We start from the raw sequence: 15047 nt of genomic DNA, 5'->3' as shown, positions 1-15047 counted from the left end.
CTGCCGTCGTCACGTGTCGTCCCCCACGCTCTCTTCGACGTCGTCCTGTGCACTCTCAGCGGCAAACAGGCCGATGCGTGGGGCAAGAGCGGCAAGGAATTCCTTGCGCTCACGTACCTTCGTTGGATACGTCGCCTCGAACGCCGCGCGAGCCTCGGGCTCGTCGGGAGCAAGAATGCGGAACTCTGCACCCTGCTTCTCGGCCAACCGGAGCTCCATCTCCCAGATCGCTCCAGCATGTGCTGACCAGAGACCCGGCTCGAGGATCCGCAGCTCGGCTACCTGCTCCCGGCTCTTGCCCCGTCCCATGCGTCGAAGGGCCTCCTTTTCGATCGCCGCGAGGGAGGCCTTGGGCTGGTCCCGTAGGAACGCCTCGCGGTGCGGGGTGTCACCAGCGTCGCCTAGGTCGCGGGCACCTGGGCGATAGGGCGGCTCCTCGATGCGGAAGTCAGGACGGATCTCGTCTTGAAGCCGTAGCTCCCAGGCCCAGGCGCGTACAGGGTGGTAGCGCCAGAAGCAGCCGTGCGCAACGCTCAGGCTCGGGTCCTGCTGACACTTCTTGTCAGCTCGAGTGGGCCAGTAGCGCATGGCCAGGTGGGTCCAGTCGCAGTCCTTGCGACCGCTGGCGGTGGCAAGTTCCTTCCACCAGTTCTTCGGGTCTTTCCACTGCGGGTCCAGCAGCGGCCAGAGCGCAGCAGAGTTGATCATAACGCCGTCGTCGAGGTCGGGTGCGTAGCGTGCATCCTGCTCGCGGGGCCGACACTTGCTGTCGGTCGGCGGCGGCCCGTGGTCGGCGCACTGCTCGACCGCGTCGATGAACGCTTGTAGCTCGTCTCTGACCTTAAGCGTCCGGTCGAAATGCCGCTCGGCCGCGCGGACGACCTTCTTGTCGGTACCGTCGCGGGCGGCGCGTAGGTCGGCCAGCTCGCCATCGAGGCGGAAAAGCGTTGGCATCAGGTGGTCGGCGAGCAGTACTCGCAGGGTCTGCTCGGTCATGCGATGGATGTTCACCCAGGCCACGAAGGTCTTGGCTGCGGAAGACAGCGGCCAGTGAATAGGCCGGTTCTCGTACGTGCCCTTATGGACGTCCTTGAAGAAGTCGAGGGCGAGCCAGTCGCGCAGGCTGCGGTCTCCGCCGATCGCCGAGCCGTACTGCATCCAGGCGACGTGTAACCGCGCAGCTGCCGGGTGACCGAGGCTGTCGCGATGGTCTTCGCCGTCTAGCGTCCTGTCGAGGAAGAGAATGCCGTGGGGTAGGGCGTGCGACAGATCAGCTGTGCTTGGGTCAAGGACGCCTTCAGCAGCGCTGCCCGCGACGCCGAAGCGACCGAGAGCCACGCCGAGCGCGAAGCTCAGGTGATCGGCGGAGGGTTCGGGATCAAGCTGTTCGAGGTAATCGGGGAGTGGCGCGCCCTCTGGGCGGTCGACTGCAGCCTGAGCCCATTCCTGGGCATGACGCCAAGGAGATGGACCAGGCCGGCGAAACTCAACAGAAGGCTCGCGGTGGCACTCCTCCACATTGAACGCGTCACGGAGGATCGACACCACTTCTACGCTTCCCTCCACTTGGATGACCGGGAGACGAACCAGATCGCCGACCTGAAATGAGATGGAAGGATTGAGGTCAGCAAGAACCCCTTGTGCTGAGTGGTGGTTGACCGAACAGAGGATGCTGTCCGCCGATACCGTCACCGACGGGTAGATTGATGATCCCTTGTTGTCACAAATACTGGGATAGGAATGAATCCTTGCCCGACAGTTGGCGCCAATGGGAGTGAAGGCAACTCCCGACTTGTGCCAGTATGATGGATTCCGCAGGTTCGTACCATTGGAGATTTCGGCCAGTACGCGAATCTCTAGCAACTGTCTTGTATATCGCACGATATTCAAGAGAGGCTCAAACCAAAGACGGCCTCCGCTGCCCATGATATACGGGGTCCAACTGGAATGCGGAGAGAGGCCGAGATGTGAGCATGTCGCCTCCCATACGCTCCGAGTGAATCTCTTATTATTTCCCGTATCGATGCCCGTTCGCACACTGGCGACGGACCCAAGAAGTGGAAGCCGCGCATAGTAGTTGAGCTCATGCGTCCACCAATACGGAAGTGGCCACCCTGGGACGACTTTCAATGCAGAGGGATCAAAAGTGCTGCGTCCCTCGTGGAAAAGTGTGGCAGACCTTTTGCGCTGAGTTCGTTCCGCGTCTCGCGAGCTGTCCTCACGCGGCGTCGGGCAAAGTGCCTGGGACTTGCCGATCGACATGTTCCGCGCAAATGCCGAGACAGCAACGCTGACCACTTCGTCGGGAACGTCTTCGAAGGCTCCACGATCGAAATCTCCGAGTGTCAGCAGCCCGTGAATGCCCAGCAGATGTTCCCGCAGCCCGGCGTATTGCCCGAGGAACATCCAGTTCCGCATTGTGAGCATTGCCGATACGCCACCGCGGCGGACCAATTCCAGGCCGCGCAGCAGGAACGCCGCGTAGAGGTCTGCTTTGCCAAGCGGATACATCTGTTCGATGTACTTGGCGTCCGCCATCTTGCGCGCACCCTGATATGGCGGGTTCGCCACCACCAGGTCATATGTCCCCTCGCGCACCAGTCTGACGAAGCGGACCCCGGCTGCCAGTTGCTCGCCGCGTAGCCGCAGTCCGAGGTCATCACCACTCGTGTGTTTGGCCAGGAAGCTCTCGATTCGTTCGAGGAGCGTCGCCTTGGCCTCGACTCGGCCGATGGCGATCCGTTCCGGCTCGGACGTGAACCCGATGAGGAGATCGCCCTGCTCCGGCTTGACCCGCCCCAGCACAGCCTCGTGCTGGCTCAGCGCATCGTCCACCACCGCATCGACTTTGAGCAGGCTCCCAAGGTGGTCAGCGCCGCGCAAGGCATGAATCAGCGTGTCGGTCAGGGCGCCCGGGATGCCGGTTTCGCGTTCGACCTCACGGCGGAGTTCGATGAGCGCCGGATCATTGTCGGCCAGGCTCGCCAGGCGCAGGTTCGACGCGACCAGCTTCAACTGCTCCGGCCGGACGTCGGGTGCGATCTGTCGGGCCTTGAGCCACAACGCTGCGGCGGCAATCTGTACCGCTCGTGGGTCAAGGTCGATGCCGTGCAGGTTGTGAGCGAGGATGCGCTCGACGATGGCCCGGTCGGACCAGCGTTCGGTGTCGGCCTCGCCGCGGTGGCGGGCTTCCTCGAGGTAGAGCGCCACCAGCAGATCGAGTGCCACCACCAGGAAGTGCCCGGAGCCCACCGCCGGGTCGAGCAGCTTCAGGTCACGGACTGTGTCAGGTGCCTGCTCGACCGCACTCTCGGGGATCGGCTGTGGCAGGTAGTAGGCCCAGCGACGCTCCGCCTCGGTGTGCAGCGGCATCAGCTCGGTGAGCGCGACTTCGCCCGATGCGCGCTTGGCCCGCCACTGCGCCCGTCGCTCCTCCAGGCGGTCCAGGGTGCCGTCCGCCTTGACCTCAGGTGTCCAGCCGTGCTTCTGGCACATGGCCAGCCACATCGGACCCAGGCTGTTCTGCAGCAGCCAGTCGACCATGTACCGCTCGGTGAACATCTGGGTCTTGCTGGCGATCTCATGCGGCTCGACCTTGCCGCCGCCGTTGAGCTTGTCGTCGAGCGCCTCCCGCTCCGGGTCGTTCCAGTACTGGTAGATCCAGCCGAGCGTCATGTCGTCGGTCCAACAGCTCTGGAGCGTCCCCGCGTCGAGAGCGTCGATGACGTACCGAAGCGTGGATGCCGGGACCGGGATGAGGTCGGCTACGCCCGCCGGCCCGTAGAGGCCGGGTAGTTCGGTGGCGAGATCTTCGAACGTCAAACGCAGCAGGAAGGCGTAGCCCTCGGTCTCATCGCCTCGGACGAGCCCCGGCGCGAGCTGGCGAAAATCTTTGTAGGCGCGGCTTTCCCAGCCGCCCGTTACCACGGCGGGGGCGCGAAGCGGCACTCCCGAGGGCCGGGGTGCCTCCATGAGCCGCAGCAGCACCAGCCGGTTCAGCAGCGTGTATGCGGCCTGTTTCTCAGCTTCGCGGCGGAAGTCCTCCGCGGATCGGTCGGACTTGTGCGCGATCTTGGTCGCCCGTTGGGCGCGTAGCTGCTCGGCCACCCATGTCTCCAGCCGAGCCCGCCGAGCACGCGCGGCGGCGTCGAGCCCTGCGTCTTGGGCGCGTACCGAGAGCCGGTAGGCGGTCTCGGTGGCATCATGCAGGTCATCGAGGAGGCGAAGGCGCAGAGACCGGATGGTTGTCGAGAGAGCACGTTTGGCGTCGGAGGTCATGGGCATGGTCGTTCCTCCAGCTACCGCAGCCGTACGCGTGTGCCGGCGCGAACGTGTTCGAGCAGGCGCGCCCTGATCTCCTCGACAAGTGCCTGTACGTCGGCCTCTGTCGCCACCTGTCGATGGCGCAACTGCAGGTCAACCTGGGCGATGAGTGGCTTCTTGCCTTCACTCAGGATCTCGTCGAGGAGGTCGTTCGCGCGGTCCTCGGCACGACCTAGCGCGACCGTGAACGGGTCCTTCAGATCGACGAGCGGCGGCGCGACCGCCTCGGCGGCGGTATTGGTCGTCGCCTCGGTGAGGGGCCGGAGCACGCGGTGCGCTTGCTCGGAAGTGAGGGTGCTGAAGCCGTCGCGCGCCTTGACCCGGCCGCGGGCCGCCTCTACCTGCTGCTCTTGCCATTGGAGCAACTGTTGCCGCTCGGTGAGGTACCGAGTGCGGATCTTGTCGAGATCGTTGTCGAGCGCGCCGATGTCGCGCCAAGGCTGCTCTTGTTCGAGCTGAGCCGTGATTCGTGCCGCGGCCGCCTTGGTCGTACTGTCCTCGACGCCGAGGTCCGTGAGCTGCCTTGCCTGGTAGGCAAGTGTGTTATGGGCGTCCGTGACGGCACGAATGGCATCGTCCGTGAGCTCCGCGTTGTAGATCTGCAGGAGCTGGGTGCCGTCCTGCAGCGTGTCGAGGTGCTTCTTGACCAACATGACGGTGGGCTTGGTCTGCCGGCAGTTGCGTATGCACTGCTCGAGTGCCTCGCCCAGTTTACTGAAGGCGGACGGCCCCTCTGGCGAGCCTGGAAGTTTGTTGAGTCGGCCCTGCACGCTGCGAAGCTGCTGCGCGAGCTGCGGGAAGTGCTGGAGGACAGCGTCGGCGATGGCATGGTCCTCGCGGTCCATTGGGTGCCCAAGACGGTCATCGAAGAACCTGCAGATACGGGCTCGTGTCTGGGGGCCGATGTCGTCCTGACCGGCGGGGAAGATCGTTGCACGGCGGAACGGACGGTCCTTTTCGAAGTGCTCACGCACACCAGCGTCCCGAATGGCGGTGATCTCATTTCCGCCATCGGGTTGGAGTCGCACCTTGCTGGCGCGTAGCAGACCCGCGACACATGCCTTCACGACGTTTGCGGTGTACCCGTATGGCGGGCCGCCGAAGTGGGCGAGGAGCGTCGTTCCGCCGAGCCCACCTTCGGACTCGATGTGCTCCTGAATCCGGCGTGCCACGACACCGCTGCACGACGGGACGTAGCGTCCAGAGTCAAGCTCAAGGATGCCGAGATCACCCGTAAGAAACTTGGGCGACGGGCCCGAGAGCTCGGCCTCGACGAGTTGAAGCAACTCAGATGGCTGAACCTGCGTCGCGGTGAAATGCGGAAAGAGTTCCGGTAGCACCCGGTTTGCCGCCGCGTGGAGCGCTGTGGCAAACGATGCACCATGCTCCTGGGGTGAGAAGCTCCGACCTCGGAAGTACATCTTTCCGGTCATCCAGGCTGCCTCGGTGGCGTCCCGGACGAGCTGCTCGAGGTCCTCGGCGCGGTTCTCCTCCTGCTGGAGCAGGAGCCTGCGAGCGGGATTCAACGACTCGCGGCGCGGCTTGTACTTCTTGACCATGGCTCGTGAGTGGTAGAGCTCACGTGCACGCTGGTCCACGTTGCCGCTGTCGCCGCACAGCCATACGTGGCGGTCGTGAAGGGCGTTCTCGCCACTCCTCTTGACCCAGGTGCTTTCGGTGCGCTCCTCTTGGACCAGAAACCGGAAGTCGACCCGGACGGCAGCGTCGTCGCGCGGGTCGGCGATGGAGACGTCGTCGGCGCGGCGACCGTCGGAGAACAGGCCCACCCAGGGGAATGACCGTCCTTGCAGTCGCGGACGATCCGGCGTGGCGAGGAGAAACCTGAGCGCTTCCTGCACGATCTCGCTGACCGACTCGCGCGTGACGCCGACGTCACGGCGCTCACGTTCCCATTCTTCGCCGGCCGAGGACTGGATCTTGTAGCCGTGTCGTTCCGAGTACCCGAGGAGATTTCTGCGTCGCAGCTCCTCCAGCGCCTCGGTCACAGCGGCAACGTTGTTACCACGGTCGACTCGGTCGTAGAGACACTGCGCCACAAGTCTCGCGTCAGTGGCCTGAGTGTCCTGAATGAGCTCGAGTAGCGCCACCGCCTTGGCCGCCTGCACCAGCAGCCCATCCGCATCATCGCTGCACTGGCTCAAGACGCGGGCCATCGACGCTTGCACGTCGGAGTCGAGCGCGGTGTGCTGAACCTCGTAGATCCGGTCGAGGGTCACGAGCGTCCCCATCGGCTGCTCCGCGAGTTTCTGATCGCGGAACAGCTCGCCGAGCAGTTGGAGCAGGCCACGGATGGCCTGGTCATCGCCCTGGGCGCGGGTCGAACGGGTACGCAGGGCGGTGGTGATCTGCAGAATCAGGTCGATCTGCCCGGGGAGCATCGGGTAGACCTCGACGAACTCCTCCGGAGTCACCGACTCACAACCATAGGCAAATAGCTTGAGGTCGGGTCGGTGATGTTCAAAGAGCGCGTGCAGATGCTCTTCGGCATCGGGTCGTTTCTGGAGGAGCCGCTTGTGGACGACGTCCCGGATGTTCGTGGCGGCCAGGTGGACACGGAACTTCGGAGGGAAGCGGTCTTTGGCCCATACCAGGAAGGAGTCGTCCGCCCCCTCGTCGAGCTTCTGCTGCCCGAGCGCCAGCAGCCATGCTTTGCCGGATAGCGTGGAGCCGATGGCGGTAGCGAAGGCGCGCAGCCGATCCACGCGGTCCTTGCTGGATAGCACGTATTGGGAGACCTCGTCGACGACGAGGAACAGCGTCGCACCCGGATGGCGGAACTTGAGCATGTCGCGGATGGCGGCCACGGCCTCCTCTGGCGACTCCGAGCGGGTATGGGTGCCGCCGCGGCTGGTGAACCAGCTCATGGGATCGATGTACCGGTCCGGGTACATCGCGTTCATGACCTGGGAGAACTCCTCCTCAGCCAGCGACTTGTCCTTCACACTGGCCCACGGCGTACCCAGCACCTCATGGGCCATCTGCTCGAAGCGGGACCATTCGCCGTCGCGTTCGAGACCCAGCTCAAAGTCGGCCACAAGCGGCTCGGCGCAGTAACCAAGCCGTCGCTGGACCTGTCGAACGGTTGCGGCATGGATATGCTCGTTATCGCGTGCAATGCCTCCGATGTCGAACACGACCGCCAGCGGATCGATCTTTTGGCGGAGAGCGCGCCACGCCTCACGAAGCTCGGCAGACCTTGGTGACGTGTCGCGCTGAAGCCATGCTTCCGCTAGGGAGCGTCCATCCGGCAGTGCGACACCATCGAGAGCAAGCCCGAGGAGCTTGGCAAAGCTCGACTTACCGGAGCCGTAGAACCCTGAAATCCAGACATTGGGGAGTTCTGGCCCGCCCGCCCTGTTGAGTTCCGTAGCGATGTTCGTGATTAGCCGAACGTATTCCTCATGGATGCCGCTCGGCACACGGCGATGGTTCGGATGATCCTCGGGCCAGCCCCCGGTGATGATGTATTCGGAAACCTCGTCGGCTAGCTTGTCCGGACCATGCTCGTGAAAGTAGACCACGGGCGGGATATCCCGGGTGACGTCCGAGACGAAGAGGTCGCGAATCAGCATGTTGTCCCTCATGGATAGATCCGGGGCCGGTAGTCGTTATCTGGGTCGTGGATGCCCATAAATGAGAGTCCTGTCGGGCCGCGTCGTGTGCCCGGATAGAGCAGCACGACCGGGACGTTTCGCGTCCGGCCGTCGAGGTGACGGAGAAGAGCTGATGTCCGAATGAACGGATACAGGGCGCCCGCGCGTCCGATGAGGACTACGGTTCGATCGACGGTGCCCGGATTGTTGTCGGCATATTCGCAGATCAGACGGCCGCAATCAGCTGCGATCCCGTCCGGCCCTTCGACGAGGGGTGAGACCTTGGACTTCAGGTAGTTCAGCCCGCGCGCCGGTTCGATGTCGGCCATCCGCCGTTCCATCTGTGTTACCCGGTCGACCCACTCCGAGCCCTGCGCCCTGACTCGGTCGAGCAGGAGCTTCTGGAGACTGATCGAAATGATCATCCAGCCGTTTGCGGAAAGGTCAGTGGTCAGGCGTTGCACCTCGCCGCGGAGCTTAAACTCGTCGGACGGCTCGTACTGCAGGATAGCAAATCGGTAGTTACGCATCGTGCTGATGCTCGGTCCATCGGTGCTGATGAGATCCCGCCGGAGTGCAGCAAACGCCTCGCGTAGTGGGCTCTGCTCGAAGAGGGGGAGAGTCACCAGGCGGCTCCAGCCATAGACGGCTGGGCGCCTCGGATGTTGACGTCGGCCCACATCCGCAGATTGTGGTACTTCCAGCCGAAGTCGACAAGGTCGCCCTGCCGCTTGAACGCGAGCCCGGGGAGTCTACGTAGGCGTTCGTCGAGGATGGCGCCTTCCAGCCCGACCGAACGAAGATACGGATTGTCGAGCATGGTGCCTTCGAATTCCGTCTCACGGAGTAGATATAGGAGATACTCAAGCGCTTCGTCAGGTACGCGTGGCGCTCCCAGCGGACGAGGGTCACGGATTGTGGTAACCAAAGCTGCCGAGTGTGCCGCTGCGAGAAGCTTGCTGGCGAGTTCGATCCGCATGGACATCCTCCAGCGTGCGCCCGCTTGATCACCGACCCAGCCGACGACGAGATCGCGCGTCAGTTCCGGGCGCAGCCAGTAACGGCGCTCCGCGAGATACGCACCGGTAAAGCTTCGGTAGAGCGGGTCGGTCAGCTGCAAGTGCCAGTGGCAGATGACTCGACGCGTGTCCGGCGACATCTGTTCCCAGCTGTGAAGTGTGGCCAGCGCGGTCGGAAACGCACCGAAGCGCGCGCGCATGTTGGTGAGAAGGATCTTGACTCGCGCAAGGCTCCGGGCGCCGAACCAGTACTCGTGGAAGGCCAGCTGCGCGTTCATGGAGAGTCCCTCGTCCGCGCGGGCCCAGAAAGCGCGCGAGTTGTCGACCTCGAGGGCACACTTCGACAGGCGCGTATGGACCTTTGCAACCTCTCGCGGTCGATCCGTCATGGTGTCCTCCTGAAGTGCGGAAGCGGATAACGCTCGCTCTCCGGTGCGAGTCCTGCGATCAGCTTCCGTACCAGTTGATCCAGGGCGATTGGAGGACTCCCCTTGAGTCGCCGCCCGACTGGAGTGGTCGTCCCGTCGGGAGCGCCGTGGCCAGCGACCCAGTCCCAGAAACGATTCCGGTCCCAGCCGTCACTGACGATGGCCAGACCTGGGAGCGCCTCTTCCGGGAGACGGCTCGAGCGCTTCAGATCTTGAAAGCGCTCCTCGATGCGCTCGTCCAGTTCGAAACCCAGGCTGAAGAGTGAGAGGAGCCGGTCCGGGTCGTGGTCCTGATGCCGGACGCCCGCGTCCATCGTTCGGGCAGCCTCTCTGGCGCCTTGAAGCACAGCCCAGCGCCAGGTGCTCGGCAACAGCCTGCGGAACAGATCCTCGCCGCCGTACTCGGAAACAAGATCAGACCGCCACCAACCAAGCCGACCTTCTTCCCCCGCCTCGCCGGCCCACGCCACTACGAGCTGCGAGGTGAGCGCCATGTCGATCTCCGACGCCGGAATCGGCTGCCGGTCATTCCCGGCTGGTGGATCCTCGGAATCGAACATGATCATTGCTCGACCTTCCCAGTCTCCGGCTCCGCCGCTCCACCGGCCTCGACCCAAGCGTCGACCTGCGAGAGCTTGAACTTCCACAACCGGCCCACCCGGTGCGCGGGTAGGGACTTCGACTCGATCCAGCGGTAAACCGTGTCCTTGGCAACGCCAAGGTGGTTCGCAACCTCCTCCACCGAGACCCAGGGCTCATGCTCGTACATGGTTCGGCTCCAACAGGGCGCAGAGTGGTTGTCGCTCGCGCCCTCATCAGACGCGGCAAGAACGTATCACGGCGATAGGGGGACGTTGAAGATCGGCTTAGATCGGCAAGAATCGTCGAGGATCGGTTAGTTGACTACCGGCCAACAAGGCTGCTCGTTGCATTGCCTCAATTACATTGAGTCAAATCTTGCGCGAACGACGTCACCGAAGATGACTCGCCTTCTACGCACCTTTGCGGCGGGGCACCACGGAGACCTTTGCGGCGGGGCACCACGGAGGCGGTCGCTTCGGCAGCGGCGTGGGAGAGCTCAGGTAGGACGTCGCCGTAGAACTTGGCGGTGAAGTGTGGGCTGGAGTGGCGGAGCCGGTTGGAGATGACCTTCATCTGGACGCCTGCTGCGAGGCCCATGGTGGCGGTGCCGTGTCGGAGGTCGTGGAGTCGGATGGGTGGTAGCCCTGCTTGGGTGGCGAGGTGATGGAAGTGGTCGGTGACGTCGGCAGGGTGGAGCCGTCCACCGGTCGGGGTTGTGAAGACGAGCCCGGTGGTGGTCCATGCGGCACCGGCGGCGAGACGCTCGCGGTGTTGCCTGGTGCGGTGGGCGCGCAGCACCGCGACGGTCTCGGTGTCGAGAGCGACCGCGGCTTCGCTGTCGGTGGTTTTGGGGGTGTCGATGGCGGTGGCCCAGCCGTGTTGGACGAGTTGCCAGCGGACGGTGAGGGTGGCGGCGTCGAGGTCGAGGTCGAGGTCGTCCCAGTGCAGGCCGCAGGCTTCGCCTCGGCGCAAGCCAGTGAAGGTGATCAGGTGGTACAGGGCGTAGAGCCGGTCGCCCGCGTCGTGGGTGTGGTCGAGGAATCGGCCGGTGTGTTCGGGGGTCCAGATCATGACCGGGCTGGGGGTCTTGCCGGTCTCGCGCCACGTGCGGACGCGTTGGTCGGTCCAGACGGTGGGCTTGGGTGGTCGGGCGGTCGGTAGTTCAACCATGAGGGCGGGGTTGGTGTCGATGTAGCGGTGGCGGCGCATCGCGTCGTTGAGGGCCTTGCGCAGGGTCGCGTGGATGACGTGCAAGGTCCTGGGGCTAACGATCCGCTGGTTCTTGACCTGGTCGCGCTTCGCGGCGTCACGGCTGGCGCGCAGGGTCGCGATGGTGGTGTTGCGCTCCCCGATGGCGTCGTACATGGCGTCGATGTGGCCGGGGCGGAGCCGGTCGATGCGCAGGTGGCCGAGGTGCGGGATCAGGTACAGCCGGATGTGTCCTTCGTAGGAGCGCAGGGTGCCGGTCTTGATGTTCTTGCGTCCGGCGAGCCAGTCGGTCAGGTACACCTCCATCGTCGGGAGTTCGGTGGGGGTGATGTCCAGGTGCAGCGCCCGCCGGACCTGGTCCGGTGCGGGAACCGGCGCGCCGGTCTTGATGGCGGTTTCGATCAGGTCGCCGGTCTTGACGGTGGTGTGCGGGTCGGTGGGGTCGGGGACGGCGAGCGCGCTCCGGATGCGGTCCAGGACGGCGTCGGCGTCGGCCTGGGTGGCGTAGGGGCCGTGGCGGAGGGTACGGCGGGTGCCGTCGGCGCGGGCGGGTACTTCGATCTGCCAGTGCCAGTGGCCGTGGGTGCGGGACCAGCCGCCGCCGGGCCGGCGAAGCTGGGGACAGGAGCGTCCCAGTCGCCGGCCCGTGACGCTGTCGCGGCAGCCGCAGCGTTTGAAGGTAGATCCCTTCACTCATCGTCTCCTGGATGCTTCGTATGGTGCCGCCAGCGGTGTCGGGTGGAATCCGCTGGCGGCTGGGTCATCGCATCCACGCTCACCTTCGCGTCGGCTTCAAGTCCGCCGCCGGCTGCGTCGGGGTCGGGTTGGAGAAGGTGGAGGAGGGCGGCGACCGGGACGATGATGCGGCTGCCGGCCCGGATCAGCGGTATGGGGAACTGGTCGGTGGCGGCGAGCCGGTACGCCTGAGATCGGCTGATCCCGAGCACCGACGCGGTGGTGGCGAGGGTGGTGGTCACGCCGAGGGCACGGATGCGCTCGATCGTCCACACCTGCCCGACGCTGGGCGCGGTGGTGTTGCCGGTCGTCGTGCGGGTTGTCTGGTTAGCGGGGTTCGTTGGGCTGTTCATGATCAGGCTTCTCCTGGTGAGATGGTTGGCTGTGCGGTAGGAGCGGGGTAGCCCTGTCGGGGTCGACCGGCGCAGGGGTGGCTGCTGCGCCACCATCGCGCCGCTCCGGTGACAGAGGCGGTGACGTCGGGTTGGTCGGCATGACCGGGCTCACGATCAGTCCGGGGGGTGCCGACGACTCGACCTTGAGGGTCTTCAGCAGTTCGGATATTCGGGTGTTGGACACGGTGTGACCGGCTGCGCGGAGGGCTTTGGCGAGCGCTGCCCGGGTCAGTGCCTGGCCGTCCGCAGCAAGCCGGTCTCGGACCTTTCGCGCCGCTGGCAGCAGCTCGGCCACCGCGCGGGACGGCTGCGGGGACGGTCCCCGGTCCGCTCGCCGCCGCCGTTCCCGTCCGCCCCCGTGACGACGAGCATCCGATGAGCGGACGGTCCGGTTGCTGGACCGCTCCCCCGCCGTGACGGCGGACCGCACGGTCTCGTCTTGTCTGCTGTCCGGACGGGTCCATCCGGCCTCATCCGGTTGGCAGTCCACAACCGCTACGGCAGGGGCAGGCGTGGCGGTGCTGGTCCGGCCGAGGGCGATCTTGACCATGACGAGGAATCCGAGCGCGGGTACGGCGGCGGTGATCCACCCGATGACCGAGGGTTCGGCCTCGACGACCTGCGCCGCCAGGGACAGGGTGACCGCACACGCCAGGACGGTGGCCGGGAACACTGTGGAGGAGTGAGCGCGTTTGCGGCGGCGTAGTTCCAGGCCGGAGGCGATGGACATCAGCTCCAGGACGATCGCGTCGGCCCAAGCCAGCCAGCCGGGTTGGCCGTGCGCAGCGGCTACGTTGTGCACGTGGGTGAAGCTGGCCGCTCCGGCTGCGCCGCCAATGGCCAGCATGATGACGACCTGGATGACGCCCTCGACGCGGCTACCCCGCAGCCCCGCGTTCGGGTCAGTGGCCGGTGCCGTCGTGGCCCATCACCTCCTCCACCTCCTCGACCCGGACCGGAACAACGACCCGTCCGCCTGTCACAAGAGGCCGGCCCGGATGGCGGACCGACCCGGCGTCGGACAACCATCGGGACGGGGACCGCACGCCGGCCGCGGACCGCCCGCCGCAGACGCGGGACCGGGGTGCGGTCCCGCGGCTGTGGGAGCGGACGTTCGGTGCTTTCACAAATCTGTTAGCACCGGCCGAGCCGCTTTCGACAGATCCGTGACAGGCGCCGGCCGTTGCTGTCCGATCCGCAGCGGAGGTACTGTCCGCCGCCGTCGTGTCGTCGCCAATCACGCGGCCTCACCCGCCCGACTGGAGACGTCAACGACGTAACCAGCCAGCTCGGCCAGCCGCAGCCGCTGCCCTTCCCCGCCGGCCACGGCCCACACCGCCTCCGCTGGGCCCCGGCCGGCCGTCGCGGCGTGATCGCGGGCCCCGGTGGCCACCGGCACCGACAGCGGCACGTCGGCCAGCACGCGGCGTAGGTTGCGCTCCCGGGCGGCCGAGTGCAGCCAGAACAGCGCCGGCCACATCCGCCCGAGCGTGCCGAACAGCTCCTGATAGCCGTCTACCTTGCCGGCCAGGATCGACAACTGCTCGGCCCCGGTGTCGTACTCGACGAAGAACGGCACCTCTGCACCACCGTCGACCCACCGGCCGTAGCCGTCCGGGCGGACCCGCGGCTGGTACGCCCGCACCAGCCCCGGATCCTGCCGGCTGGTGAATGTCCCGGCGCGCTGGCACACCGCCTCCGGCAACCACTCCACCAGGCCGGTGCCCGAATGGGTGCGGGCGTGCCCGGCCAGGTCGGTGAAGAACCCGTTCACCCCGAGCCGGTGCGCGAGGCTGCAGGTCGAGGTCCAGCGCCGCCGCTCCACCCGAGCGTGATCCCGCCGCGGCGGGCGTTCGTCCCGGCTGGCCGCGACGACCTCGGCGCCGAGCTGGTCGACGACGTAGTGGTACGGGTACGAGCCGCCGTCGGCCCGCTGCGGTCGGAACCGGGCCACCAACCGCAGCCGGTACAACGTCCGCAGCCGCCGCTGGCAGAAGTCCAACGACGGGAACAGAGCGTTCGCGAGCTGGAACGACGTCAACACGCCGTGGTCGTACAACCAGCCCAGCAGCACACGGTCACGGCCGGTCAGCTGGGACTGGACCCGAAGGACCGGATCATCCACCGGCTACCACCTCCTTTCCGGTACGGGATGCCAGCCCCAGGGGGAGACCCGAGACCAGGCAGGGTCTGTCGCAGGACAAGCCGATGGCGCTGACAGACGGGCTGACCTGCGGTGTGAGAGGAAACAGGGGGTCCGTTCGAGGGTCCGGCTGAAGACTGACGTCAACGCTGGCCCCAAGCCCGACCCAGGGCCCCGGCAAAGTCGTCAGATGATGCCGAGTAGGGCCAGGGGCCGGGTGCTGTCGCGGGCGTGATGTCGGTTGGCGGCGGCGATGTTGGCGATTCCGGCGGTGCGGAGGGCGCCGATGGCGGCGTTGCGTAAGGCGGCCATGACCTCGGGTCCGGTTCCGGTGCGGATCTGGGATCGGTCTTCGTCGTAGGTGACGTCCCGCACCCGTGCGCCGTGAGGCGCTGCTGTTTCGAGTGGAGGTGGGAGACCTTCACCGCTGACCCTGTCGCAGCAGGGCGGTGGAGCTGAGGGCAGCCTGATCCGGGGAGTGCCGGGGAGGGCGGGAGCAGCCCTGACAAAGCCGGGACGCGCCAGTACTGCCAGATGGTGCGGGTCCGGTGAGCGTGATGGAGAGGAGTACGCGAGAAACCTGTGTTCTTACGTCCCTC

General features: G+C 65.8%; 11 protein-coding genes. All 11 read right to left on the bottom strand.

Features of this window, described 5'->3' with window-relative positions:
* Window positions 1-9 precede the first annotated feature (9 nt).
* The 11 genes from pglX to ACWD6N_RS32570 all read right to left on the bottom strand — a co-directional run bounded on the left by pglX (window position 10) and on the right by ACWD6N_RS32570 (window position 14823).
* Window positions 10-4284 (bottom strand): BREX-6 system adenine-specific DNA-methyltransferase PglX, encoded by a 4275-nt coding sequence (gene pglX / locus ACWD6N_RS32620; protein WP_450005949.1) that lies wholly within the window; start codon window positions 4282-4284, stop codon window positions 10-12.
* Window positions 4285-4298: 14 nt separating this feature from the next.
* Window positions 4299-7928: a BREX system P-loop protein BrxC gene (brxC, locus tag ACWD6N_RS32615; RefSeq protein WP_450005947.1), complete on the bottom strand. Its 3630-nt coding sequence runs from the start codon at window positions 7926-7928 to the stop codon at window positions 4299-4301.
* Entirely contained in the window at window positions 7925-8467 is a 543-nt protein-coding gene (locus ACWD6N_RS32610) for a DUF1788 domain-containing protein (RefSeq protein ID WP_450005945.1), read from the bottom strand. The genes brxC and ACWD6N_RS32610 overlap by 4 nt, the downstream gene beginning before the upstream one ends.
* 92 nt (window positions 8468-8559) lie before the next feature.
* Complete coding sequence (locus ACWD6N_RS32605; protein ID WP_450005943.1) at window positions 8560-9345, bottom strand: hypothetical protein; 786 nt, start codon at window positions 9343-9345, stop codon at window positions 8560-8562.
* The gene (gene brxE, locus ACWD6N_RS32600; protein ID WP_450005941.1) at window positions 9342-9950 is read right to left on the bottom strand and encodes a BREX-6 system BrxE protein; all 609 of its coding nucleotides are present in this window, start codon (window positions 9948-9950) and stop codon (window positions 9342-9344) included. Before brxE ends, ACWD6N_RS32605 begins: the two co-directional genes overlap by 4 nt.
* On the bottom strand, window positions 9947-10153 hold the full coding sequence (locus ACWD6N_RS32595) for a helix-turn-helix domain-containing protein (RefSeq protein WP_450005939.1): 207 nt from the start codon (window positions 10151-10153) through the stop codon (window positions 9947-9949). Before ACWD6N_RS32595 ends, brxE begins: the two co-directional genes overlap by 4 nt.
* Before the next feature lie 167 nt (window positions 10154-10320).
* On the bottom strand, window positions 10321-11868 hold the full coding sequence (locus tag ACWD6N_RS32590; protein WP_450005937.1) for a tyrosine-type recombinase/integrase: 1548 nt from the start codon (window positions 11866-11868) through the stop codon (window positions 10321-10323).
* Window positions 11865-12263 (bottom strand): helix-turn-helix transcriptional regulator, encoded by a 399-nt coding sequence (locus tag ACWD6N_RS32585; RefSeq protein WP_450005935.1) that lies wholly within the window; start codon window positions 12261-12263, stop codon window positions 11865-11867. Before ACWD6N_RS32585 ends, ACWD6N_RS32590 begins: the two co-directional genes overlap by 4 nt.
* Window positions 12238-13152 (bottom strand): DUF2637 domain-containing protein, encoded by a 915-nt coding sequence (locus tag ACWD6N_RS32580; RefSeq protein WP_450005933.1) that lies wholly within the window; start codon window positions 13150-13152, stop codon window positions 12238-12240. Before ACWD6N_RS32580 ends, ACWD6N_RS32585 begins: the two co-directional genes overlap by 26 nt.
* A 390-nt stretch (window positions 13153-13542) precedes the next feature.
* Entirely contained in the window at window positions 13543-14430 is an 888-nt protein-coding gene (locus ACWD6N_RS32575) for a replication-relaxation family protein (RefSeq protein WP_450005931.1), read from the bottom strand.
* 204 nt (window positions 14431-14634) lie between these two features.
* On the bottom strand, window positions 14635-14823 hold the full coding sequence (locus tag ACWD6N_RS32570) for a hypothetical protein (protein ID WP_354968314.1): 189 nt from the start codon (window positions 14821-14823) through the stop codon (window positions 14635-14637).
* Window positions 14824-15047: the final 224 nt, after the last annotated feature.

Source organism: Micromonospora sp. NPDC005163, assembly GCF_053599835.1.
Note: the sequence above shows the minus strand (reverse complement) of the source record. Positions and strands in the feature narration are given on the sequence as shown.

Bases quoted from the DNA above. Each gene is read 5' to 3' on its own strand.
- ACWD6N_RS32585 (WP_450005935.1), bottom strand. From the start codon at position 12,263: ATGAACAGCCCAACGAACCCCGCTAACCAGACAACCCGCACGACGACC.
- ACWD6N_RS32610 (WP_450005945.1), bottom strand. From the start codon at position 8,467: ATGCGTAACTACCGATTTGCTATCCTGCAGTACGAGCCGTCCGACGAG.
- brxE (WP_450005941.1), bottom strand. From the start codon at position 9,950: ATGATCATGTTCGATTCCGAGGATCCACCAGCCGGGAATGACCGGCAG.
- pglX (WP_450005949.1), bottom strand. From the start codon at position 4,284: ATGCCCATGACCTCCGACGCCAAACGTGCTCTCTCGACAACCATCCGG.
- ACWD6N_RS32605 (WP_450005943.1), bottom strand. From the start codon at position 9,345: ATGACGGATCGACCGCGAGAGGTTGCAAAGGTCCATACGCGCCTGTCG.
- ACWD6N_RS32595 (WP_450005939.1), bottom strand. From the start codon at position 10,153: ATGTACGAGCATGAGCCCTGGGTCTCGGTGGAGGAGGTTGCGAACCAC.
- ACWD6N_RS32580 (WP_450005933.1), bottom strand. From the start codon at position 13,152: ATGCTGGCCATTGGCGGCGCAGCCGGAGCGGCCAGCTTCACCCACGTG.
- brxC (WP_450005947.1), bottom strand. From the start codon at position 7,928: ATGAGGGACAACATGCTGATTCGCGACCTCTTCGTCTCGGACGTCACC.